Genomic DNA, 23,989 nt, shown 5'->3' on the forward strand with positions numbered 1-23,989 from the left:
TGATATTCCTTCAATGGTTCCGCTGACTCGGCCTCTTGGGCTGAGTCCCCCCGTTTGTCGCTGGTTGGCTGGGCTTTGCCGTGCGGGGAGTCGGTATCTGGTATGGCCTGGCGCCCTGCGGAAATTGCAGCCTCTCCGGATTCTCCGAGTGCCAGTTGAAACTCAGACAGCGTATTCTGGCCGTATTCGACGGTGCGGCCTATGCAACGCAAGCACCAAACGACGATTAGTCTGCCATGCTGAACGGTGCCCCCTCTGCACTGACTATCGCAAAGGAGACATGGCGTTTTGAACCAACAAGAGTGGTTGAGTGAGGTGCTATCCCTTTCTCAATCGGCCTATCTGCGCATCTCGCGCGACCAGCGGGTTACCGAGGCGTTAGGCAATACCCAGTTACTCCTCGGTCGCGATCCGGATGAGTTGATAGGTTTGGCCTCAGGTGAACTGAAGGATATACGCACGCAGCTCGGCGTCGCTGTCTCTGAGTGCCTAGCTAGGCGTGATATGCGGCAAGGAGAGCCCTGGGCGTTCGAAGACATTGCCGGCAGCTATTATGGGCTCTCTGATGGCAGCATCGTGATCAAGCTTACGGCTTCGCTCCAGGGGGATCAGGGCATTGTCGGGCGGCTCGCTGACCAACTGCCTGTCATGGTGGCTTACGTTGATCGAGGGGGCTGCTTTCGCCTCAATAATCAGGCCTACGTGGATTTCATCGGCCTTAGCAGGGAGGCGCTCTATGGCCAGCCAGTGTCATCCGTCCTCAATGCCGACTCCTATGCAAAGGTATGGCCACGCCTTCAAAGAGCCCTCACGGGGCAAGAGGTCAACTATGAAGACCGGCTTTCCCTCACGGATGGGCGCGAGTTTTACTTCAAGGTGAAGTACGTCCCCGACTTCCTAGAAAACGAAGTGATCGGGTGCTACGCGGTTATCCAGGATGTCACAGAAGATCGCGCCATGATTCATCTGCTGCGTGATATCCACAGCAGCGTGAATCGTACCGATATCAGCACCAGCGAGATCATCGATCGACTGCTCCGCGATGCGTTGGACACCCTCTCTCTGCAGATTGGTCTCGTCAGCCGCATCATCGATGATCAGTATATCGTCAAATGGGCTGCGTCAGATGGCGGTATCTCGCCGGGTGACACCTTCGCCCTGGGGGATACCTACTGTCGTTTGATGCTCGATGCCGAGGATGTCTTGTACACCAACCAAGCGGGTCAGGACGCTCGCATCAGTGGTCACCCCTGTTATCAGCAATTTGGCCTCGAGACCTATATCGGCACGCCGCTACGTTTGAATGGTGAGGTCTGGGGAACGCTCAATTTCTCGAGCCCAAGCCCGCGTCAAGCGCCTTTCACTCAGGTGGAAATCGAGTTGGTCAGGCTGATTGCCGATGCGGTGGAGCGTGTCATCACCAACGAAGCCGAGATCGAGCAGGTACGTCAGGAACTCGACCTGATGGCCGACAAGGCGTCCCGGGATTATTTGACGGGACTACCCAATCGCGCGTTTCTCGATCAGCACTTGGAGACATTGATCGCTCGGGCGGAGCGCTTCTCGCTTGCGGTGATCGATATCGACCACTTCAAGCAAGTCAACGATACCCATGGTCATGATGTTGGGGATATCGCGCTCCAGTGGCTGAGTGGCCGTATCTCGGAGTGTCTCCGTGATGGCGACATCGTGGCTAGAACCGGGGGCGAGGAGTTCGTTGTCGTGATGCGACAGGCGAGCCTAACCGCCGCAGAGAAGGTCATGGAGCGGGTACGCCAACATATCAAGGCCGGCGCTGTCATTTTGCAGGACGACAGAGAATTGCCCATCACCATTAGTATCGGTCTCAGCGAGTATGCTCAGGGAGAGGCGTTCTCGGAGTTGTTCAAGCGTGCGGATACTGCGCTCTATGCCGCCAAGCGCGCAGGCCGGGATCAGATCTGCTCTGAGTAGGCGGCGTGGCGGTTTGAGATTCAATGGTTAGCTGGACCGTTATCTAGTCCCAATCCAGTATCGAATCGTCTCTAGTGGCAATACGCAACGGCCCGCTCATTGAGCGGGCCATTTAGTGTTCAGGTAACGAGTGTCGGTCGTGTATCAGCCGCGCAGGTCGTCGACGCCGACGGTGTCGGGCACGAACCAGGGTACATCGCGCAGGTCGCGCTCGATCAGGTGATCGACCTTGAGCAGGGTGGCAAATATCGCCATGCGCACGGGAATGCCGTTGTCGGTCTGACGGAAGATCGCCAGGCGCGGGTCGCCGTTCAGGTCGACGTCCAGGTCGTTGGCCTCGGGGCGGCTGTCACGGGGCAGCGGGTGCATGACGATGGTGTCTCGCTGGCAGTAACGATCCATGAAGCCGCGATCGACGGTGAAGTCGCGGGACAGGCCGCCGAAGCTCTCGCTCATCTCGGCGGTGAAGCGCTCCTTCTGGATGCGGGTGGTGTAGACCACATCCAGATCGCTGAAGTCGCTGGCCAGGCTCTCGCGCGTCTCGACGCGATGCCCACGGTTGCTCACCAGGTCGATCAGGTGGCTCGGCATCTCGAGGCCCGACGGGGCGACCAGGGTGATGCGCATCGGCTCGTACAGTGACAGGAGCTTGATCAGCGAGTGCACGGTGCGCCCGTGTTTTAGATCGCCAGTCAGCAGAATATGAGCACCGGAAAGCGACTTGCCGAGCCGAGCGAATTCCTTGTCGATGGTATAGAAATCAAGCAGTGCCTGGCTCGGGTGCTCGCCGGGGCCGTCGCCACCGTTGATCACCGGTACGTTAGTGGCCTGGGCAAATTCGGCGACCGCGCCCTGCTCCGGGTGGCGCAGCACGATGGCGTCGCAGTAGCCGCTCATCACGCGGCTGGTGTCGTAAAGCGATTCACCCTTGGCCATCGACGAGAAGGTGAAGCCGGTGGTGTCGCATACGCTGCCGCCGAGGCGGCTGAAGGCGGCGTGGAAACTGACGCGAGTTCGGGTACTGGCTTCGAAGAAGAGGTTGCCGAGCACCGCTCCCTCCAGCACGCGGGTGATCTTTCGGCGTTGGGCGACCGGTTCCATCAGCGCGGAAACGCGCATCAGGTGATCGACATCGTCGCGTGACAGGGAATCGACGGAGAGGAGATGGGAGCTCATCGCGGGCCTCGGCTGGCTGGATACGGTGGGCATTAGTGTACGCTGCGTGGCGCCGCGCTTCAGCCTTGGCGTCGTCTGCGCGAGGTGTTTAGTGTGCTCGCTTGTTGGTGCCTAGGGTTGGCTGGTGGGCTGCCGGCCGCCCAGCTGGGCGGTGATCTCATCGGCGGCTTGGCGAACCAGTTGGCCGAGCTCGTTCAAGCGCGTTTCGGGAATACGAGCCATGGGGCCGGAGACCGAGATCGCTGCCAGGGGGCGGCCGTGCTCGTCGTGAATCGCCGCGGCCACGCAGTGCAGGCCGATCGCGTGTTCTTCGCGGTCACAGGCATACCCCGCGTGGCGGATCTCGGCCATCGCCGACTCGAGTGCGGCAGGGGTGTCCAGGCTGTTGGGTGTGATGCGTGGCAGGCCATGAGCGTCGATGATGCGCGCTATCTCTGCCTCGGGCAGCCAGGCCAGCAGCGCCTTGCCGACGCCGGAGGCGTGCATCGGCGCCCGTGAGCCAAGCCTTGTGATCATGCGCATCATCTGAGGTGATTCGGTCTGGGCCAGGAAGACGGCCTGGCCGCTGTCTTCGATGCCGAGGTTCGCGGACTCGCCGCTGGCCTCGGTCAACCGGCGCAGGAAGGGCCGGGCAGTGGCGATCAGATCGCGAGCCTCGAGGAAGGCGTTACCGATGCGGAAGGTCTTGACGTCGATGCACCAGCGGCCGAGCTCGGCTTCCTGGGTGATAAAGCCCTGGCCGTGCAGCGCCTGCAGAAGCCGGTGGGTGGTCGAGGGAGCGAGCTCCATGCGGGTAGCGATGTCCGAAAGCACCAGCCCCTTGGGCTCCGTGGCCAGCACCTCGAGGATGTTCAGCCCGCGCACCAGCGACTGGCTGTGGCCGCCGCCGGTCTTGCCTGTGCCGGCGGGGCGTCCCACTGTCTTGCGTTTGCCGTCTGTCACGCCTTGCTCCTCATGGCCTGCCTGATCGGCTCACAGGATACCGCCTGGAAGGACGTCTGTCGTGAGAGCGAAAACGCCTTCCACTGTGTGACGAGAGGCCCTCGCGTCCCTTTTGGCCTCCCATCGACGTCGCGACCGGGTGACTGCTGCCGGAGGCGGCGATGCTCAGTCCTCAGCGCGCGCCTCTAGCCGTTGCCTTGCGATGCTGTGGATCTGCGCGATGGCGGTATGACGTTCCTCGTTCGGCGTATTGTCGAGCCGGGCCTCGAAGGCGTCGAGGATGGCGTGGCGATCCTTGCCCCTGACCGCGATCACGAAGGGAAAGCCGAAGCGTCCCCGGTAGGCGGCATTGAGGCGTGTGAAACGCTCAAGTTCCTCGGGGCTGCATTGATCGAGGCCAGCCCCGGCCTGTTCCTTGAGCGAGTCGTTGCTGACCTCGCCGGCCAGTGCCGCCTTGCCGGCGAGGTCCGGGTGGGCCCGAATCACGGCAAGTTGCTGTTCTTCATCAGCCGCATCAAGGACGCGGGCGAGGTGCCCGACAAGACCATGAACACTATCTTCGTGTTCGCTGAGGCCCTTGTCCCAGGCCGTTTCGGCGATCCAGGGCGAGCACTCGTAGAGATCGCCGAAACTGGCGATAAAGGCCTCCCGGCTTAAGTGGCTGGGGCGGGGGAAGAGCGGGCAGGCGGTGGAGGTATGGTCGACCATGGTGACTCCTTTGCGCAGCGGCGGAAGATATGCGATACAGTAACTGTATACAATAATCAGGGACGCGACACGTCTCGATCACCCACAGGAGGTTTCATGGGGTATCTGACCACCCATGTGCTCGACACCGCCCAGGGACGTCCGGGCCGCGGCATTCGCGTCGAGCTATTTCGTCTCGACGGCGAGACCCGCACCCCCCTCAGCGATGCCGTGACCAATGCCGACGGCCGTTGCGACGCGCCGCTTCTCGAGGGCGACGCCTTTAGGCAGGGCGAATACGAGCTGCTCTTTCATGCCGGTGACTATCTTGGTGCGCAGGGCGAGCCGGCGTCGGGCGTCTTTCTCGAGCGGATTCCGCTGCGCTTTCGGGTCGCCGATGCCGATGAGCATTACCACGTTCCTCTACTGCTCTCGCCCTACGGTTATACCACCTACCGCGGCAGCTGACGCGCCCCTCAAGAGACGCTTATGGATTATCTTCACGACTGGGCCAGCCTGCTGCTGCGCTGGGGTCATCTGATCGTCGGCGTGGCCTGGATCGGTGCCTCGTTCTACTTCAACTGGCTCGAGAATCATCTCGAGCGCCAGAAAACATCGCTTAATGAGGGGGTGGCCGGCGAGCTGTGGGCCATCCATGGCGGCGGCTTCTACCACCTGCAGAAGTACGAACTGGCGCCGCCGAGCCTCCCCGAGCCCCTGCACTGGTTCAAGTGGGAGGCCTATACCACCTTCCTGACCGGCTTCGCGTTGCTGTGGGTGGTCTACTACCTGAATGCCGGCACCATGCTGCTGTCGCCGGGCTCTTCCATGGCGCCCTGGCAGGGGGTGCTGCTGGGGCTTGGCGTGGTGTTCGGCGCCTGGTTTGTCTACGACGCCCTGTGTCGCAGTGCGCTGAGTCGGCGCCCGACCTGGCTGGCGGTCAGCGGCTTTCTGTTGCTGGTCGGGCTGACCTGGGGCCTGATGCAGGTCTTCAGCGGACGGGCGGCCTATATCCATGTCGGGGCGGCAATCGGCACCTGCATGGTCGCCAATGTCTTCCGCGTGATCATCCCCGGGCAGAAAGCACTGGTGAGTGCGATGCAGACCGGCGCCGAGCGAGACCCGGTTCATGGTCGCCACGCCCTGCTGCGCTCGCGCCACAATAATTACCTGACCCTGCCGGTGCTGTTTTTGATGATCAGCAGCCACTATCCCATGACGTACGCATCCGAGTGGGGCTGGCTGGTGCTGGCGGGACTGATGGTGTTCAGCGTGCTGGTGCGCCACTACTTCAATATTCGCCATCTGGCAGGTCGCAAGGTGTGGGTGCTGCCCGCCGCCGGCCTGATACTGGTGACCCTGATGGCGGCGATGGCACCTGGCGCTGCTCCGTCGCGGGAGGCCAGCGAAGGCGAGGTAGACGTTATCGCCTTCAGTGAGGTGTCGGCCATAGTCGAGGAGCGCTGCGCGGGTTGTCATGCCGCTGCGCCGAGTTTCGGTGGTTTCGCCGCCGCACCGGCCGGCGTGCAGTTGGACAGCGGCGAACAGATTCGCCGCCACCTGAACGATATCCAGCGCGTTGCTGTCACCACCCGGTATATGCCGCTTGGCAATGTCACCGGCATGACCGACGCCGAGCGGGCCACCGTTGGTGCCTTTATCGAGCATACTGCCCCCTGATGGGGCGGTGTGAGCGGGCAAGTCATATACAATGGCCACTTTAGTGAGGGCAGTCTGCAGCGAGGAGTGGGCATGAACCAGCGCCAGCGAGGGACCGAAAGCAAGGGGAGTGCTGTCCCGAAGGCGGCGAAGCGCCGGGGCAAGAACGGCGATGGGGCCGAACGCCACGAAGCGATCTATCAGTCGATCAGCGATGCCATTATCGAGCACCGCCTCAAGCCCGGGGCGCGGCTGCGCGAGGATGCGCTGTCTGAGGTCTTCGGCATTAGCCGTACCGGCATTCGCAAGATTCTGCAGCGTCTGGCGCTGGAGGAGCTGGTCACGCTGACCCCGCGCCGCGGTGCCAGCGTGACGCGGCCCACCGCGGCCGAGGCCAAGGATGTCTTCGATGCGCGCCAGATGATCGAGTGTGGTCTGATGCCCGAAATCGCCCGGCGCATCACCGCCGCCGACCTCAAGACCCTGCGCGACATGGCAAGTCGCGAGCACCAGGCCCTGAAGGCCGGCGAGCAGAGTGCTGCGATCAAGCTGTCGGCAGCCTTCCATGGTCATCTGGCAGAGCTCTCCGGTAACGCGACTCTGGCGGCCTTCGTCGAGCGCCTGTGCTCGCGCTCCTCGCTGATTCTCGCGGTCTATGGCAATCCGGGCCATTTGGGCTGTGGGTCCCATGATCACGATGACCTGCTCGGCCACCTCGAGCATGGCGACGGTGAGCGCGCCAGCGCCTTCATGGGCCGTCACCTCAAGGCCATCGAGGCCTCGCTTACCCTTCAGGCCGAGGAAGATGAAGCGCCGGATCTCTACTCGATCTTTTCGCACTGAGCGAGCCGCCGCTGAATGCCCTCAATGCAAAAGGCCCTCGCCATTGGCGAGGGCCTTTTTTTGGTACTTCAGTGATGATCGATCAGCGTCCTGGCTTCTGTTCTCCCTGCGTTTTCATCAGCCCGTAGTAGAAGGCGCCGCCCAGGCCGGCACCGATTAGCCAGGCGTAGCCGCCCAGTGCCTCAAGCGCGGGCACCCAGACCGAGGAGATCGAGAACAGTGCGGCGAGGCCGAAGGCCATCAGGGCACGCTGGTTCCAGCCCTTGACGTAGTGGTAGGCGCCGTCGGGATCCGTGGAGAAGATGTCCTGCATGTCCAGCCGCTGGTGTTTCACCAGATAGTAGTCGACCACGATGATGCCGTAGAAGGGGGCGACCACGGCTCCCAGCGCGTTAACGAAACCGGCGATGCCAATCTGGCTGATGAACGCCACCCACAGCGCGCCGACGAAGAAGGCGATCACCGCCGTGAGCACACCGCCGGTGCGAAAACTGATCTTGCTCGGAAAGAGGTTGGCCAGGTCATAGGCCGGGGGAATGAAGTTGGCGACCAGGTTGATGCCTACCGTGGCGGCGAAGAAGGTGATCGCAGCGAGGATGGTCAGTGGCAGCGAGTCGACCCGCTCGATGATGTCCGAGGGGTTGGTCAGCGTCTCGCCGAAGAGCACCAGGGTACCGGCGGTGATGATCAGGGCAATGAAGGAGAAGACGGCCACGTTGAGCGGCAGCCCAAGCAGGTTGCCGATCTTCATGTCGCGTTCGCTTTTGACGAAGCGCGAGAAGTCACCGAAGTTGATCACCACCGCGGCGAAGTAGGCAATCATGGTGCCGGTGATCGCCAGGAAGGCCCCGACCGCGCTGCCCTCGTAGTCGCTCTGGCCCTCGAAGATGGTGCTGACCGCGGGCAACAGGTCGCTACCGGCCTTGAACCATACGATCAGCATCAGCAGCAGCATCACGCCATAGACCAGCGGCCCCGCCCAGTTGAGGAAGTGCTTGATGCGCTCGATGCCGGCCCAGAACAGGGCCATCTGGAAACACCAGACGATGATGAACGAGAGCCAGCCGACCGCGGACATGCCGAGTAACTGGCCTCCGGGGTCGCCGATCAGGGAGGTGATCAGCAGGGCGACTGCGGTAGAGGCGAAGTAGGTCTGCACCCCGTACCAGAAGATGCCGATGATGGCGCGCAGCATGGCCGGCAGATTCGCACCATGCACCCCCATGCTGGCGCGAACCATCACCGGGAAGGGGATGCCGTACTTGACGCTTGGCTTGCCGGAGAGATTGACCAGTGCCATCACCACCACGCCGGCGAGGATGATCGCCGCCATCACTGCCCAGCCATTCAGGCCATAGGAAATGAACAGCGAGGCGGCCAGGGTATAACCGAACAGACTCTGGATGTCGTTCGACCAGACGTTGAAGATCTCGAACCAGCCCCATCGGCGGTCTTTCTTCTTGAGAGGAGCCAGGTCGTCATTGTAGAGGCGTGGGTCGATGCGCCGGATGTCCAGCTCTTTATCGCTTAGGTCCGTCATGGAATCGCCTTGGTGTCCTGATCATGGAAAGCGGCTCGCCCCGAAGGAGCGAGGTGCCCGGGCGTTGCCCGGGCCGTGATTCATCAGTCGCGGAAGCGCTGGCAGGGGGCCCAGTACTTCATCAGCAGGTAGTAGGCCAGCCCGGCTGGAATCAGGCTTGCATACCAGGATACGGTGGAAAGGCTGAAGGCCGCGATGACGCCTACCAGGGTGGCAATCAGTGCTCCGTGGTTGATACCGCGGTAGGGGCCGTTCTCGTCGTAGAGCTTGCCCAGATCCAGGGTGCGGCGGCGAATCAGGTAATAGTCGACCACCAGGATGGCGAAGATTGGGCCGAGGAAGGCGGAATAGGTCTGCACGAAGACCTGCAGGCCTGCGGCGGACTCGTCCTTGACCAGCTCCCAGGGGAAGGTGGCAAAGGCCAGCAGGCCGACAATCACGGTGGAGGTGCGGTATTTCAGCTTGAAGGTGTCCATCAGCACATAGGTCGGCGGCACCACGTTGTTGAGCACGTTGGTAGTGACCTGGGCGAAGGCGATGAACAGCAGGGTGGTCATCAACAGCGGTGTGTTGTCCACGGCGTTAGCAAACACCTTGATGGGGTCGGCGACGCCGGTGGCCTCGGAGACCATGTAACCGATCAGGCCCATGAAGAGGGTGCAGGGCAGAATCGACATGGCGTAGAGAGTGGTCAACAGCCCCGGCCCGCTACCTTCCTTATGTTCGCGGGAATAGTCGCTGACGTTGAGCATCATGGTGCTGTAGATACCCAGGAACAGCATGGTGGCGCCCCAGAAGGGCATGCCCCAGGAGCCTTCCATGGTCAGCATGCTGGCGGAGAGTTCGTCGCCGTAGCGCTGCACGGTGCTATAGAACATGTAGACCAGCGAGGCCAGGATGAAGGCACTGCCGATGTTCTCGAGCCATTTGATGCCCTGAAAGCCCAGCACCGACAGGGCAATCTGCAGGAACTGGAAGGCAATGAAGAAAAATATCAGGTTGTCGAAGCCGAACAGGGTCGCCGAGACCATGTTCAGGGCACCGGCACCGATCCAGCTCTGAAAGCCATACCATACGATGGCCGGTACGGCACGGACCAGTCCCGGCAGGCGGGTGCCGGCGAAGCCGAAGGCACTGCGTGCCTGGACCATGAAGGGGATGCCGTACTTGTAACCGGCGGCGCCGTTCAGCGCCAGGGCGATCCCGATCACGAAACAGCCGATCGCGATGGCAAGCGTGGCCTGGAGCAGGTTTAGGGTCCCGACCACGCTTGAGCCCATGGTGAAGGTGCCGATCGACACACAGCCACCGAACCAGGCCAGCAGGTAAGAGGTTCGCCCCATGATGCGGGTCTTCTGGGGGGCCAGCGATTCCTGACCGGCGGCCTTGGTGTTCGTGTCGGATGGCCCGGCCGGTATGGCCTGGTCCGGGGTGGATTCATGACTCATGTTGTTGTCCTCGCAAGGTGGGATCACTGTTGTTGTTGTCCCGGCCGTGAAGCCGGGCTGACTCTTGCGGCGTGCTACTCATGCGTTATTTTTTTATGTGCTGCTGTGTCGAGTGTTGCTGTGGGTAGGTGGTCCTTAATCCCGCGCGGGCATGTGAGACAGGTGCTCGAAGCGTCCGGTGAATGCCTTGGGACGCGGGAAGGCCAGGTCGCCGAACTTGCTGGTCGCCAGTCCCAGCCCCACCAGGGCCTCGGTCAGCTTGACCGCGGCGGTAACTCCCTCGACCACTGGCAGGCCGACCGCTTCGCTGATCTCGGCCGTTAGATCGGCCATGCCACCGCAGCCCAGTACGATGGCACCAATTCCGTCCTCGTCGCGGGCTCGCCGGCACTCGTCGATGATGCGTGATAGCGCGGCCTCGCCATCGTCTTCCAGGTCGAGCACCGGGATTTCGGCAGCGCGGATTCGGCGACAGTGATGACGGAAGCCGTAATTCTCCAGCAGGTGCTCGGCGATAATGCCGGTGCGACCCAGAGTGGTGACGATGGAGAAGCGCGTGCTGATCAGCGATGCCATGTGAAAGGCCGCCTCGGCGATGCCAATGACCGGGGCGCGTGTCAGCTCACGAGCGGCCAGAAGTCCTGGGTCGCCGAAGCAGGCGATGATGTAGGCATCGACCTGCTCGCGCTCACCGGCCATCACCTCCTCGAGCACGCCCACTGCACTGATGGCTTCATCGAAGTGGCCTTCGATGGAGACCGGCCCACTCTCAGGTGTCGTGGCAGTGATGTGAGTGCCCGGTGAGGCGATCCGCGAGGCAGACTCACCCATGGTGCGCGTCATGGTCGCCGTGGTATTGGGGTTGATGAGACGAATCCGCATCGTGGGAGGCTCCTGTCATAGGCTCGATTGATAGCGGGTGTTTTGTATACAAAAGCTAGGCGAGATTTCCCTGGAACGCAAGGAAGGACACCCTTGCAGATGACGCCTGTCTTCATTTGCAGCAAGGTTTTTTTAGACGTTTATTCGATTTTCGGGGGTGTGCGTGGTTATAAGGCGTAATGCTGCTCTATGTTGTCGTGTAAAGAGCGCGATTAAGGCCATCGATAACGAGACGCTTGCAAGCGAGGTCATGGCGCAGGAATGCAAAAAAATTGAATACAATTTTTTTGCGTTGTCTGCCAAAACCTCGATCGAGATATGGCGCTAAACGCCTTCACGGCCTATCGTGGCCTGACACGTCAATCTGGCTAAGGAGACTGCCATGCTCGAGCTGATCGCCCGTCCTCTGACCCACGAGGCCTTCGCGACCTTCGGAGACGTCATCGACAGCCGGGGGACGGCGTCCTTCCCCATTAATGCTGGGCGGACTCAGCGCCATCACGACCTGGCCCGCGTCGAGACCCTTGGCGACGGCGCGCAGCCGTTGATCAGCATCTTTGTCAGTCAGCCGGTCAGCCTGCCTCTCGAGATTAGCCACCTCGAGCGTCATCCGTTGGGCAGCCAGGCCTTCATGCCGCTGCATGAGGAACGCTTCCTGATCGTGGTGGCGCCTCCAGGTGAGGTCATCGACTCCGGTCAGGTGTGCGCCTTCGTCACCGATGGCCGCCAGGGCGTGAATTACCACGCCGGCACCTGGCATGCCGTGCAGTCGGTGCTCGAGCGTGAGGGGGAGTTTCTGGTCGTCGATCGGGGCGGCCCTGGCAACAACTGCGACGAGCAGGCGCTGTCGGTTCGGGTGAGCCTGAGTTAAGACGTCGCTGAACGGGAGCTGACGGGGTCGCTCTGTTCGTTTCCCCTACGCGGTTGGGAATGGGGAACGTCAGCTTTTTTGCCTGCCTTTTGTTAAGAGCCTTGCCATCATGCACACCGAAAAGGGTACCACCGAGACCGGCCCGCACCTGGTCGACGGCGTCAGCCTGCCTGCCGCAGCGGTCTTCGAGACGGCACTTGCCCATAATATCGCCTGGATGCAGGCCTTCGCCGACGCCCATGGCGCGCACCTGGCCCCGCACGGCAAGACCACCATGACCCCGGCGCTCTTTAAGCGTCAGCTAAAGGCCGGTGCCTGGGGGATCACCCTGGCGACGGCCCCTCAATGCCGCGCCGCCTTCGCCCATGGCGTCAATCGGCTGCTGATGGCCAATCAGCTGATCGGCGAGCCCAATATGGCGATCATCGCTGAGTTGATCGACGCCGGTGCCGATTTCTACTGCGTGGTCGACGGGGCGGACAACGTCGCTGCGTTGGGGCGTTACTTCGCGGCGCGCGGGCAGAGGCTCAACGTGCTAATCGAGCTAGGCGTGCCGGGCGGGCGTTGCGGTTGCCGCGATGCCGATCAGCTCGAGGCGCTAGTAGCGGCCATCGCCGAGCAGCCGGCACTGGCGTTGGTCGGGGTCGAGGGTTACGAGGGAATGATCGCTGGCGGCAACCAGGTCGCCGCGGTTCGCGCCTACGGCGAACGTCTGGTGGAAACCGTCAAGGCGCTGCGGGCAAGCGGCGTACTACGACGCGAGGCGCCGATCGTCACCGCCTCCGGGTCCAAGTGGTTTGACCTGATCGCCGAAGCGTTCGATCAGGCGGAGCTGCGCGAGGGCTACACGCCAGTGCTGCGCCCGGGCTGCTACGTGGTCCATGATCACCGGCTCTATGCCGGTGCCATGGCGGACGTGAAGGCGCGTCAGCCACAACTGGAAGGCGAGCTTAAGCCAGCACTCGAGGTGTTCGCTCATGTTCAGTCGCTGCCCGAGCCGGGGTTGGCGATCGTCGCGCTCGGCAAGCGCGACATCGGCCACGAACCGGACCTACCGCTGCCGTTGCGGCTCTATCCGTTGGCGTCGAATCCCGAGGTTTTCAGGGAGCCGGTCGATGTCCGCAGCTGGCAGACCACTCACATCATGGATCAGCACGCCTTCCTTAAGATCCCTGAAGGTGCCGCTATCGCCGTGGGCGATGTGATCGCCTTCGGTACCTCGCATCCCTGCCTGACCTTCGACAAGTGGCGCCGCGTCTGTCGGGTTGGTGCGGCGCTCAATGTCATCGAAGAGATGCCGACCTGTTTCTAGATGGGGCCGACATGATGGGCCATCAGGACGCGACGTCTTCGGCGGACCGACCTGTGGCATCCTTCCCCGGCGATGCGGCAGTCGATCCTGTGCACCTATTCGGCCTGTGCTGTCGCGTCCTTCGGTGACGTTTCCTTCATCTGGCGCGGGTCGCGACCCAGCGGATGCGGCTCGCCGCGCTGCTTGGCGAGCTGTATCTGGCGCTGGCGCTCACGGGCGCCGGCCCGGGTCTTCTCGGGAAGCGAGTCGAAGCAGTGCGGGCAGCTCACGCCAGGCTCATAGGTCTCGGCGCGTTGATCCTCGGCGGAGATCGGCATGCGGCAGGCATGGCACTGGTCGAACACGCCTTCGCTCAGGTCGTGACGCACCGTCACCCGGTTATCGAAGACGAAGCAGTCGCCGCGCCACAGCGACTCACTCTCGGGCACCTTGTCGAGATAGTTGAGGATGCCGCCCTTGAGGTGGAAGACTTCCTCGAACCCCTCGTGGAGCATGAAGCTCGAGGCCTTCTCGCAGCGAATGCCGCCGGTACAGAACATCGCGACTTTCTTGTGCTTAGCCGGGTCGTAGTGCGCCTTCACGTAGTCGGGAAATTCGCGGAACGATTTGGTCTGCGGGTCGACAGCACCCTCGAAGGAGCCAATCGCCACCTCGTAGTCGTTGCGGGTGTCGATGACCAGCACCTCCGGGTCGGCGATCACCGCATTCCATTCCTCGGGGTCAACGTAGGTGCCGACCGTGGCATTGGGGTCGACCTCGGGCACCCCCATGGTGACGATCTCACGCTTCAGCTTGACCTTGGTGCGATAGAACGGATGTTCGTCGCAGTAGGACTCCTTGTGATCGACGTCGGCAAGGCGTGGGTCACGGCCAAGCCAGTCGAGCAGGCCGTCGATGCCCTCGCGGGTCCCGGAGACGGTGCCGTTGATGCCCTCGCGGGCCAAGAGCAGGGTGCCCTTGACGTCGTGCTCGAGCATGGCTTTTCGCAGCGGCTCGCGCAGGGCCTCGAAATCATCGAGTGCAACGAACTTGTACAGGGCGGCAACGACGATGCCCCCCGTGGAATGGGGTGATGTCATGAGACTCTCCTGGTTGTCGTCCTCGCAAAGGACGGACCGGGGTTGAAAGTGGGTCACATTTTACCCGCCCGGCGCGACGGGCGCATCCCGTGGGCCTTGATCTCGATCAGTCGGGCGGTGGGTTGCGGTGATCACATACTGCTCAGACGCAAACGACCCCGGCCTGATGAGGCCGGGGTCGTCAGCGATGGCAACGAGCGCATGGCTCGCCTGAGCGGTTCTCGCCTGACCGGTTCAGTCCGCGTAGTTGGTTTCGGAATAGAGCGTGCGAATGCGCAGGGTATGCTTGACCTGCTTGAGAGAGTCGAGTGCCTGGGGGCCATAGGCCTTGTCGACGTCGATCACCACGTAGCCAACCTCTTCATTGGTCTGCAGATACTGGCCGGAGATGTTGATGCCGTCCTCGGACAGTACGCGGTTGATCTCGGACAGCACGCCGGGCACGTTCTCGTGAATATGCAGCAGGCGGTGCTTGTCCGGGTGCGCCGGCAGGGCGACCTCGGGGAAGTTGACCGAGGTGATGGTGGTGCCATTGTCGGAGTAGGTGATCAGCTTCTCGGCCACTTCGACGCCGATGTTCTCCTGGGCCTCCAGGGTCGAACCGCCGATATGCGGGGTGAGGATCACGTTTTCCAGACCGCGCAGCGGGCTCGAGAACTCCTCGTTATTGCCCTTGGGTTCGACCGGGAAGACGTCGATGGCTGCCCCCAGCAGTCGGCCTGCCTTGAGGGACTCGGCCAGTGGCTCGATCTCCACCACGCTGCCGCGCGAGGCGTTGATCAGGATGCCGCCCTGTTTCATCAGGGCAATCTGCTCGGTGCCGATCATCCAGCGGGTCGAGGGCAGGTCCGGCACGTGCAGGGTGACGATATCGGCCCGGGCCAGCAGTTCCTCGAGGCTGCCTACCTGGCGGGCGTTGCCCATGGCCAGTTTGGTGACCACGTCGTAGTAGATGACGTCGAAGCCCAGAGATTCGGCGAGCACCGAGAGCTGAGCGCCGATACTGCCGTAGCCGACGATCCCCAGCGTCTTGCCTCGCGCCTCGTGGGAGTTGCTGGCGCTCTTCAGCCAGCCGCCCTTGTGGGCCTGAGCGTTCTTCTCCGGAATGCCACGCAGCAGCATGATCGCTTCGGCGAGCACCAGTTCGGCCACCGAGCGGGTGTTGGAGTAGGGCGCATTGAAGACCGGGATGCCGCGCCTGAGCGCCGCGTTCAGGTCAACCTGATTGGTGCCGATGCAGAAACAGCCCACCGCGACGAGTTTTTCAGCGGCGGCGAAGACGCGCTCGTTCAGCTGGGTGCGCGAGCGCAGGCCGATGAAGTGAACATCGCGGATCTTCTCGATCAGCGTCGCTTCATCGAGCGAGGTGGATAGATGCTCAATGTTGGTGTAGCCGGCATTCAGGAAGTTGTCCACCGCGCTCTGGTGGACGCCCTCGAGCAGCAGGATCTTGATCTTGCTCTTGTCCAGGGACGTTTTGGCCATTGTTGAATCAACCCTATCGTTGGCGTGAGTCGCCTAGTTCTGCGAGACCCGGCCAACCTCGGGCACGGCGCCTCTGTTCATGACATATCGTCTGTTGTTGGCCTGTCGAGATGCTATCCCACGGCGCACGCCCGATGTTCAGGCGTTGCCACATCCAGCGAGAAGCAGGGTCAACAGGGCGCATATCCTAGCATAGACCCGCCCTGAGACGTTCGGGGGTGGCATGAAAATGCTGGGTTCTGCTCATGAACGGGCTGCATGAACGTGGTGCAAGTCTGGACCGGGGCAGACGCACCCCCGGGGGTTGCGTGTATACTGGCGGCCTGGATTTTTTGACGCGCGCGGGCCTGGGAGCCTGCCCACGACAGTGAGATGCCCATGGCCGATCAGGACAGCATGCCGGATGCCGGTACGCCCCCTCAGGATTTTGCCTCGACCCTTGAGCGGCTCGAAGCCTTGGTGACGCGACTCGAGTCCGGTGAACTGAGCCTCGAGGACTCTCTTGCGGCCTTCGAGCAGGGCGTGGGCCTGACCCGCGAGGCTCAGCATCGCCTTGATAGTGCCGAGCTCAAGGTACGCAGCCTGGTTGAGGGCGATGATGGCTCGCTGGATGAGGCACCCTTCTCGGGTGGCACGGAGGATGCGCGGTGAGTGCCCAGCACAGCCCCCCGAGTAAGGCGCCGACGCTTGATGAGAAAGCGTCGCTCCAGAAGCTGTTGAGCGCTGATCAGGCCCGCGTCGATGCCTGGCTCGATGCTCTCTTGTCGACGCCGGGCGCGGCCGAGCGCCTCGATGCCGCCATGCGTCATGGCGTGCTGGGCGGTGGCAAGCGCCTTCGTCCGGTGCTTGTGTATGCGGCGGGTCGCGCCCTGGGCGCGACCGATGAGGTGCTTGATCCGGTCGCCGCGTCGGTAGAGCTGATACATGCCTACTCGCTGGTGCATGACGACCTGCCGGCAATGGACGATGATGATCTGCGTCGTGGCCAGCCGACCGTGCACCGGGCTTTTGACGAGGCCAGTGCCATTCTCGCCGGCGATGCCCTACAGACGCTGGCTTTCGAAGTCCTGGCACATCAGGCCCACCCGCGACTGGCCGCCATGGTGACGACCCTGGCCGAGGCGTCCGGGCGCACTGGCATGGCGGCTGGCCAGGCCCTGGATCTTGCCGCGGTAGGGCAGCCGGCCGATCTCGACGCGCTGGCGCGCATGCATCGGCACAAGACCGGTGCACTGATTCGCGCCGCCGTGCGATTGGGCGGGCTCACCGCTGTCGATGCCGACGACCCGCGTGTGATGGCGCTGGACGCCTATGCGGCGGCCATTGGCCTGGCGTTCCAGATTCAGGACGACATTCTCGACGTCACCGGTGATACGGCGACGCTGGGCAAGACCTCGGGGGCCGATGCTGCCCGTGACAAACCGACCTATCCGGCCCTGCTCGGCCTCGATGGCGCTCGCGCCATGGCCGATGACCTGCTCGATGAGGCCCTGACGGCGCTTGAGCCATTGGGCGATGATGCCGCCACCCTGGCCGCCCTGGCTCGCCATATGATCGAGCGCGACCACTGACACGATAGATGCCCACATGAAGCTGTTCGACGAGATTCCTGCCGAGCGCCCGGCGACGCCGCTGCTCGACACCCTGGATACGCCCGCTGCGCTGCATGCGATGAGCGCGAGTCAGCTTGCCCAGCTGGCCGATGAGCTGCGTGCCTATCTGCTATATAGCGTTGGCGTCAGCGGCGGCCATTTCGGTGCCGGGCTTGGCGTCGTGGAGCTCACCGTGGCCCTGCACCAGGCGCTGGACACCCCCCATGACCGGTTGGTCTGGGACGTTGGCCACCAGGCTTACCCACACAAGATCCTCACCGGCCGGCGCGAGGAAATGCTCGGTATTCGTCAGCACGGTGGCCTCGCCGCCTTCCCGCGACGTGCCGAGTCGGAATTCGACACCTTCGGTGTTGGCCATTCCAGCACTTCGATATCGGCGGCGCTGGGGATGGCGCTTGCCGCTCGCGCCCAGGGCGAAGATCGCCGGGTCTGCGCGGTGATCGGCGATGGTGCCCTGACCGCCGGCATGGCCTTCGAGGCCCTGGCGCATGCCGGGCATGTCGACGCCAACCTGCTGGTGGTGCTCAACGACAACGAGATGTCGATTTCCGAGAACGTCGGCGGCATGGCCAGCTACCTGGCCAAGATCCTCACCAGCAAGCCCTACACGATGATGCGCGAGAACTCCAAGCGCGTGCTCTCGCATCTACCCGGGGCGCTGGAGCTTGCGCGGCGCACCGAAGAGCACATGAAGGGCATGGTGAGCCCGGCGACGCTGTTCGAGGAGATGGGGTTCAATTACATCGGCCCCATCGATGGCCATGATCTGCCGCAGTTGATCCAGACGCTGCATGGCATGCGTGACCTGGATGGCCCGCAGTTCCTGCATGTCAAGACGCGCAAGGGGCGTGGCTTCGAGCCCGCAGAGGCTGACCCGATCGGCTATCACGCCATCACCAAACTCGAGAAGCCCAGCGTGACACCTGCGGCAGCGCCGCCGCCGCTTAACGATGACCCCGAGCGCCCGAAACCACGCAAGTATTGCAATGTCTTCGGCGACTGGCTATGCGACATGGCCGCCGCCGACGAGCGGCTGCTGGGCATCACGCCGGCGATGCGTGAAGGCTCGGATCTGGTGCGCTTCTCCAAGGAATACCCCGAGCGCTACTTCGATGTGGCGATCGCGGAGCAGCATGCGGTGACACTGTCGGCGGGTATGGCCTGCGAGGGCAGCAAGCCGGTGTTGGCGATCTACTCGACCTTCCTGCAACGCGGCTATGATCAGCTGATTCACGATGTCGCCGTTCAGGAACTGGACGTGACCTTTGCCATCGATCGCGCTGGCCTGGTGGGGGAGGACGGCCCGACGCATCATGGCGCCATGGACCTGTCCTTCCTGCGCTGTGTGCCGGGCATGGTGATCCTGGCCCCCTCTAATGAAGCCGAGTGTCGTGCCATGCTCTCGGCGGCTTATCATCACCCCGGCCCGGCGGCAGTGCGCTATCCCCGCGGCACTGGCCCGGGCGTGGAGATTCCAGCGCACCTCAAGCCCATGGAAATCGGCAAGGCGGAGATGCGCCGTCAGGGGCACGGCATCGCCATTCTGGCCTTTGGCAGTCTCAACGGCGCCGCCGCCGCGGTCTCGGATCGCCTTGATGCGACCCACTTCAACATGCGCTCGGTGAAACCACTGGATCGTGAGGCGGTGCTGGCCGCGGCGCGCTACCACGATCTGTTGGTGACGCTCGAAGAAAATGTGGTGGCGGGTGGCGCCGGTAGTGCCGTCAATGAATTGCTCGCCGAGGCTGGTGAGTCGGTGGCGGTACTCAACCTGGGGCTGCCCGACGCCTTCGTCGAGCATGGCACGCCTGCCGAGTTGCTCACCGACTGTGGCCTAGATGTGGCGGGTATCGAAGCCTCTATCCTGGCCCGCTTGGGCTAGCGTCGCATCGAACGCTTTCAGCGAAACGGTGTTGTTTGATAGCTCCTGCTTGTTTCCCTGCGAGAATGTGCCGGCCAAACCCTTGCTCACGCCGCCCTTACGGGCGGCGTTTTTGTTGAAGCCCCTGGCGACCACGGCGATAGGCAATGCATATCGAGGGTATTGCGACAAGCTTTTAGCCAACTAATTAACTGACTAATAGTATTCTCCCTATAGCAATACAGCGCAAAGGAGATTACCTTGATGAAACGCCAACTGACCCTCGCCGCTCTGATCGCCGCCGTTCTGCCGATGGCCGCTCAAGCCAGCGTCGCTACCGAGAAGGCGCAAGATGTCAATCAGTCTGCCCCTGAGCAGGTTCAGTTCAGCAGCGCTGATCAACAGGTGGCTGACTATCGCCTGAGCAATGACAGTGCCGGCCTGGCTGAAGCACGCCAGTCGCTGCTCGCGCAGAGCGAGCGCCACACCGATTTTTCCGCCAAGGCGCAGGTAGAGGCGCTGAGCCACGCTAAAGCGGCGGCTCATTAAGGCTTCCACATCCCGCTAGCGTCTGTCCTTCGCTAGGCAGTGACTTTTTTATCCCTTGCTTTCGCCCCCACTCCGGTGGGGGTTTTTTTGTCTGTTTGATCATCATGTGACGTTGGAGCGTGTCGCCGAGTCGCTGTCGAGTGGCTTTCACTTGCCAAGAATGTGACGAGGGGGCTAAAGGCTCTGGTTTGCGTTGGCGCCGGTAGGCGCGGCATCGATCATGCGGGAGGCAGCGATAGGCAGAGTGGATCAATAGTATTGCGACAAACTTTTAGCATGTTAATTAACGTGCTAATATAATTCTTATCACAGCAATACAGCTCAACGGAGATTCGCTCTATGAAACGCCAACTCACCCTCGCCGCTCTCGTCGCCTTCATTCTGCCGATGGCCGCTCAAGCCAATGTCGCCAACGAGAAAGCTCTGGAGGTCAATCAGGCTGCGCCTGAGCAGGTGCAGTCCAGCGCCGCCAACCAGCCGGTTGCCGACTTCCGTGTCAACGACGCCAGTGCCAGCCTTGCCAAGGCAAGCCATTCGCTGATCGCTCAGCAGGAGCGCCACACTGATTTTTCTGCCAAGGCACAGGCCGAGTCGCTAGAGCATGCACAGGCTGCAGCCCACTAAACCCTGTAAGGCCTCGATCAACGGCATGTCTTGCCCCTTGCCTGACCCCACTTCGGTGGGGTTTTTTTTGCGATGAATAACGCTGTTAGGGTCTGCGCTTCCAGGCGACTTGCCTGTGGAATCGATGGGTGAAGGGCCGCTAATGTGCAACGGTTGCGGCCTCTTGGCATGGCCGCGATGAAAGGGGGTCTCTCGTGGCCGCGCCCTTCGCACTGATAGACTGGCTGTACGGCATGCCTTGGCAAGCCGACCACTTAACCTTGCTGTATCCACCCACGCCGGCGCGAGGCACCGGCCCTAGGACGAGAGAATCATGGTAATAGCGATAGTGATTGGTGCACTGCTGGGCTATCTGATCGGCGACCTGGTCGGTCTGCTCATCGGTGGCGGGCTTGGTTACTGGCTGATCCGGCGACTCAGGAAGGCCGTAATCGGCAAGCTGGCCGGCGCGCAGTCGCAGTTCCTCGAATCGACCTTTGCGGTGATGGGCTGCATGTGCAAGGCCGATGGTCAGGTCACCGAAGATGAGCTCGAGGCGTCGCGGCAATTGTGGGAGCGGTTGCGGTTGACCGAAGCCCAGCGGGCCAAGGCGCGTGAAGACTTCACCCGCGGCAAGCGCGATGACTTTGATCTGGAAGCCGAGCTTGCCAAGGTGCGCGGCGTGGTGGGCAGTCAGCGTGCTCTCATGCAGGTGTTTATGCAGGTTCAGCTGGCGGCCATCGCGGCCGATGGCACCTTGCACCCTGCCGAGCATGACATGCTGCTGCGTGTAGCCCGTGGGCTTGGGTGCTCGGAAGCCGAGATCGAACAGATCGAGGCCATGCTGCGCGGTGGTGGTGCAGGTGCTGACGGTGCACCGGAAGGGCTCTCTCTCGAAGACGCCTATCGCGTGCTGGGCGTCGAAGAAGACGCTAGCGACGCCGAGATCAAGAAGGCCTATCGCCGCCTGATGAGCCAGAACCATCCCGATAAGCTGGCGGGCAAGGGGCTTCCCGAGAGCATGCGTGAGATGGCCAAAGAGCGCACAAGCGAGATCAGCAACGCCTATGAGCGCATCAAGAAGGCGCGCGACGCGGCGGCCTGACCTCGCCCGGCAAAATGCCCAATGATGTAAGCTGGCGCCATTTGTGGATCAATAAATGATTCGCAAATGGCGCTTTTTTTGTCTGTCGGTTACGCCCTGGTCTTGTCGGCAATGAGCGATCTTTCTGCTTTCGATTTGAGGTTATTAAAACTTAAAGATCATTGGGTTATCTCACCACGAGAAGAGGTTGGGGTGGTTTGGTGATGGAAAGATGGTCAGTGACGTTATTTGTTTCTTATTTCATATCAATAAATGATTCATAATATGGAAAAGTGCGCCTCTTGTTGAGCGTTCGACCTTAAAAATCTCAAGGAGAATAAGGTGTTATGTGGATATGGCAGCAGCCGGAGTGGCCTCGAGGCCGTCTCGATACAAGACCGCTGATGGGGACGCTGAACGCGACCCTGGCAACGGTGGCGCCATTGGTAAGCCAGGGCGGTGGCCTGAAGACCGATCAGCGGCTGCGGTTGGAGGCGACATTGCTTGGCGAAGAGATTGGGGCCAGTGCTCGGCTTTCCGGCATCAGTCTTGAGCGTGGGGCGATTCGCACCGCCCTGCATCAGGCGCTGGGACTTGCCGACGAGGGGGAAGTGCGGCCGGTGCCGCCGGTGGTGGAAACCTTCGTCGATGTGACGCTGGAGGCGGTCCGTACTGCCTTCCTGCCCCTCGGTGAGGCGCAACTGCTGGAATGGCATCGACGCCTGGCACCCCAGCTGCCGCGAAGCGCTGGCCTGGTGGTCGGCGAGTGGCGCGATGCCCCTTTCGAGGAAGTCAGCGGCCGTTATGGTCTCAAGCGCCTGCGCTACAGGGCGCCTGGGGATGATCGCGCTGCCGTGTCAGCCGAACTCGAGACGTTCTTTGCGCGTCTCGAGGAGGAGGAGCCGGGGCTCGATGGGGTCGGTCATCTGCAGGCGCTGAAGCTGCATGCGCACTGGTTGGCGCTGTCACCCCTGGCGCTGGGTAATGGCCTGATCGGTCGGCTGCTGCTCGCACGCTGGCTGACGCGTGCCGAGGGCATCATGGCGTTGCAGGCCGAAGGTGAGCTCTCCGCACTGCCCGACCTCGAGATGCTTGAGGCTTATGCCTGGCGCCGTCAGGCACTGGCGCCGGTGCTGGTCGATGCACAGGGGGAATGGCAGGCGTTGCGTGAGACCTGCTTTGGTCGTCCCGCTGCGCCGCGCTCGTCTCTGGATGCTGGCCTGCCGAGCAGGGAGCCCGAGGTGCCCCCCGGTGATCTGGCGCCCTGGATGCGCTGGTGGTTGCTTCGGCTGCGCGAGGGCGCGCGTCTCGGCCAGGCTCACTTCTCTCGGGTGCGCCGGGCCGAGCGGCTGTGGCTCGAGCACGCCCGTACGCCCCTCAATGCACGCCAGCGTGAGCTGGTACTGACCCTGCTCGAGCGCGACGACGACGCCGGCGTGGCACGCTCGGACTACCGCGACTTGGTGGCGACCTCTGACCCGACAGCGGCCCGCGATCTGGCGGATCTGACGGCCAAGGGAGTGCTTAAGAGTACCGGCGTGGGGCGTGGTACACGCTACCGGCTGGCGGCGCTGGGTGGCTCTGGGCTGGGTGGCTCTGGGCTGGGTGGCTCTGGATAGCACCAGTCCGCCAGACGGCCCGCCCAAGAGTAATAAGACCGTTTGTGAAGCGAGGCTAGACGGCAGCGAAAGGCAGTACGCCGGTATAGACAGCAGCGTAATGGCAGCCGCTGCCGGCCAGCACGAAGCCATGCCAGATGGCGTGATTGTAGGGAATGGCCTCGATCACGAAGACGATCACGCCGAGGGAGTAAATCACCCCGCCACTGATCAGCAGCACGAGGCTGGTCGGCGAGAGCGTGGCGACGAACTCGCCGGCTGCCAGTGCGGCGAGCCAGCCCATGGCCAGGTACATGATCACCCGCAGCGCAGAGAAGCGCTGAGGCCAGAGGATTTTCAGGGCGATGCCGCTAAGGGCCAGGGTCCAGACCGCGGCCAGCATCGGCCAGCCTGGTCCGTCACGCAGGTTGACCAGCAGGAAGGGCGTATAGGTGCCGGCGATCAGCGCATAGATGGCACAGTGATCGGCAATCTGCAGCGCCTGCTTGAGCCTTGGGTGGCGGCTGCCGTGATAGAGCGTCGAGGCGGTATAGAGGCCGACCAGGGTGATGCCGTAGAGGCTGACACCGACCAGTTTCCATGGGTCGACGTCCTGAGCGATGCTCGCGGCAACGATCAGGGCGGTCATCCCGGCGACGCTGAGCACGGCACCGATGCCGTGGCTCACGCTGTGCAGGATTTCCTCAAGCAGGGTATAGCCTTGGGTGCATTCGCGTGGGGGTGAAGAAGGGGGTATCGCTACCATACTGTCTCTCCCGCGGTGACGGTTGAGCCTGAGAGGGT

Annotated in this window: 22 protein-coding genes; 13 read left to right on the forward strand and 9 right to left on the reverse strand. The window is 62.5% G+C overall.

All coding sequences use genetic code 11. From position 1 onward, the window contains the following. The first annotated feature begins 288 nt into the window (after positions 1-288). Positions 289-1,953 (forward strand): diguanylate cyclase domain-containing protein, encoded by a 1,665-nt coding sequence (locus ETC27_RS09600; protein WP_136254776.1) that lies wholly within the window; start codon positions 289-291, stop codon positions 1,951-1,953. Positions 1,954-2,097: 144 nt separating this feature from the next. Here ETC27_RS09600 and pyrB read toward each other — a convergent pair whose 3' ends face one another. The 3 genes from pyrB to uraD all read right to left on the reverse strand — a co-directional run bounded on the left by pyrB (position 2,098) and on the right by uraD (position 4,779). Continuing rightward, a complete protein-coding gene (pyrB, locus tag ETC27_RS09605) occupies positions 2,098-3,129 on the reverse strand; it encodes an aspartate carbamoyltransferase (protein ID WP_136254777.1) in 1,032 nt (343 codons plus the stop codon). A gap of 111 nt (positions 3,130-3,240) precedes the next feature. Continuing rightward, on the reverse strand, positions 3,241-4,071 hold the full coding sequence (locus ETC27_RS09610; protein WP_136254778.1) for an IclR family transcriptional regulator: 831 nt from the start codon (positions 4,069-4,071) through the stop codon (positions 3,241-3,243). Between the two features lie 165 nt (positions 4,072-4,236). Then, positions 4,237-4,779, reverse strand: coding sequence for a 2-oxo-4-hydroxy-4-carboxy-5-ureidoimidazoline decarboxylase (uraD, locus tag ETC27_RS09615; RefSeq protein ID WP_136254779.1), 543 nt, complete (start codon positions 4,777-4,779; stop codon positions 4,237-4,239). A gap of 96 nt (positions 4,780-4,875) precedes the next feature. On the opposite strand from uraD, the gene uraH reads away from it, so the two are divergent. From uraH to ETC27_RS09630, 3 genes are all read left to right on the forward strand, one after another. Further along, positions 4,876-5,226 (forward strand): hydroxyisourate hydrolase, encoded by a 351-nt coding sequence (gene uraH / locus ETC27_RS09620; RefSeq protein WP_136254780.1) that lies wholly within the window; start codon positions 4,876-4,878, stop codon positions 5,224-5,226. Positions 5,227-5,247: 21 nt separating this feature from the next. Beyond that, the gene (locus tag ETC27_RS09625; protein ID WP_136254781.1) at positions 5,248-6,438 is read left to right on the forward strand and encodes a urate hydroxylase PuuD; all 1,191 of its coding nucleotides are present in this window, start codon (positions 5,248-5,250) and stop codon (positions 6,436-6,438) included. Positions 6,439-6,510: 72 nt separating this feature from the next. After that, positions 6,511-7,260 carry a GntR family transcriptional regulator gene (locus ETC27_RS09630; protein WP_136254782.1) on the forward strand — a complete coding sequence of 250 codons (750 nt, stop codon included), beginning with the start codon at positions 6,511-6,513 and terminating at the stop codon, positions 7,258-7,260. A gap of 82 nt (positions 7,261-7,342) precedes the next feature. Here the strand turns inward: ETC27_RS09630 and ETC27_RS09635 are convergent, their stop codons facing one another. From ETC27_RS09635 to ETC27_RS09645, 3 genes are all read right to left on the reverse strand, one after another. Beyond that, positions 7,343-8,800 carry an NCS1 family nucleobase:cation symporter-1 gene (locus ETC27_RS09635; protein ID WP_136254783.1) on the reverse strand — a complete coding sequence of 486 codons (1,458 nt, stop codon included), beginning with the start codon at positions 8,798-8,800 and terminating at the stop codon, positions 7,343-7,345. Between the two features lie 83 nt (positions 8,801-8,883). Then, complete coding sequence (locus ETC27_RS09640; protein ID WP_136254784.1) at positions 8,884-10,248, reverse strand: NCS1 family transporter; 1,365 nt, start codon at positions 10,246-10,248, stop codon at positions 8,884-8,886. Between the two features lie 135 nt (positions 10,249-10,383). Then, positions 10,384-11,130, reverse strand: coding sequence for an aspartate/glutamate racemase family protein (locus ETC27_RS09645; RefSeq protein ID WP_136254785.1), 747 nt, complete (start codon positions 11,128-11,130; stop codon positions 10,384-10,386). Between the two features lie 382 nt (positions 11,131-11,512). Between ETC27_RS09645 and ETC27_RS09650 the strand changes: the two genes are divergently transcribed. Both ETC27_RS09650 and ETC27_RS09655 read left to right on the forward strand, forming a co-directional pair. After that, on the forward strand, positions 11,513-12,001 hold the full coding sequence (locus ETC27_RS09650; protein ID WP_136254786.1) for an ureidoglycolate lyase: 489 nt from the start codon (positions 11,513-11,515) through the stop codon (positions 11,999-12,001). 109 nt (positions 12,002-12,110) lie between these two features. Next, entirely contained in the window at positions 12,111-13,313 is a 1,203-nt protein-coding gene (locus ETC27_RS09655) for an amino acid deaminase (RefSeq protein WP_136254787.1), read from the forward strand. Between the two features lie 95 nt (positions 13,314-13,408). On the opposite strand, the gene trhO is transcribed toward ETC27_RS09655, so the two are convergent. Then, positions 13,409-14,392, reverse strand: a complete 984-nt coding sequence (gene trhO / locus ETC27_RS09660) for an oxygen-dependent tRNA uridine(34) hydroxylase TrhO (protein WP_136254788.1) — start codon at positions 14,390-14,392, stop codon at positions 13,409-13,411. 234 nt (positions 14,393-14,626) lie between these two features. Continuing rightward, the gene (gene serA / locus ETC27_RS09665; RefSeq protein WP_136254789.1) at positions 14,627-15,877 is read right to left on the reverse strand and encodes a phosphoglycerate dehydrogenase; all 1,251 of its coding nucleotides are present in this window, start codon (positions 15,875-15,877) and stop codon (positions 14,627-14,629) included. A 396-nt stretch (positions 15,878-16,273) separates the two neighbouring features. Between serA and ETC27_RS09670 the strand changes: the two genes are divergently transcribed. The 7 genes from ETC27_RS09670 to ETC27_RS09700 all read left to right on the forward strand — a co-directional run bounded on the left by ETC27_RS09670 (position 16,274) and on the right by ETC27_RS09700 (position 23,206). After that, a complete protein-coding gene (locus tag ETC27_RS09670) occupies positions 16,274-16,528 on the forward strand; it encodes an exodeoxyribonuclease VII small subunit (protein WP_136254924.1) in 255 nt (84 codons plus the stop codon). Positions 16,529-16,590: 62 nt separating this feature from the next. Continuing rightward, a complete protein-coding gene (gene ispA, locus ETC27_RS09675; RefSeq protein ID WP_439331804.1) occupies positions 16,591-17,448 on the forward strand; it encodes a (2E,6E)-farnesyl diphosphate synthase in 858 nt (285 codons plus the stop codon). Between the two features lie 16 nt (positions 17,449-17,464). Further along, on the forward strand, positions 17,465-19,372 hold the full coding sequence (dxs, locus tag ETC27_RS09680; protein ID WP_136254790.1) for a 1-deoxy-D-xylulose-5-phosphate synthase: 1,908 nt from the start codon (positions 17,465-17,467) through the stop codon (positions 19,370-19,372). A gap of 243 nt (positions 19,373-19,615) precedes the next feature. Continuing rightward, complete coding sequence (locus ETC27_RS09685) at positions 19,616-19,900, forward strand: hypothetical protein (RefSeq protein WP_136254791.1); 285 nt, start codon at positions 19,616-19,618, stop codon at positions 19,898-19,900. A gap of 339 nt (positions 19,901-20,239) precedes the next feature. Then, entirely contained in the window at positions 20,240-20,524 is a 285-nt protein-coding gene (locus ETC27_RS09690; RefSeq protein ID WP_136254792.1) for a hypothetical protein, read from the forward strand. A 313-nt stretch (positions 20,525-20,837) separates the two neighbouring features. Beyond that, a complete protein-coding gene (gene djlA, locus ETC27_RS09695) occupies positions 20,838-21,608 on the forward strand; it encodes a co-chaperone DjlA (protein ID WP_136254793.1) in 771 nt (256 codons plus the stop codon). 326 nt (positions 21,609-21,934) lie between these two features. Then, complete coding sequence (locus tag ETC27_RS09700) at positions 21,935-23,206, forward strand: Fic family protein (RefSeq protein WP_136254794.1); 1,272 nt, start codon at positions 21,935-21,937, stop codon at positions 23,204-23,206. A 55-nt stretch (positions 23,207-23,261) separates the two neighbouring features. On the opposite strand, the gene trhA is transcribed toward ETC27_RS09700, so the two are convergent. Beyond that, positions 23,262-23,951, reverse strand: a complete 690-nt coding sequence (gene trhA / locus ETC27_RS09705; protein ID WP_136254795.1) for a PAQR family membrane homeostasis protein TrhA — start codon at positions 23,949-23,951, stop codon at positions 23,262-23,264. Positions 23,952-23,989 lie beyond the last annotated feature (38 nt).

It is taken from the genome of Onishia niordana (genome assembly GCF_004798965.1).
Taxonomy (GTDB): Bacteria; Pseudomonadota; Gammaproteobacteria; order Pseudomonadales; family Halomonadaceae; genus Onishia; species Onishia niordana.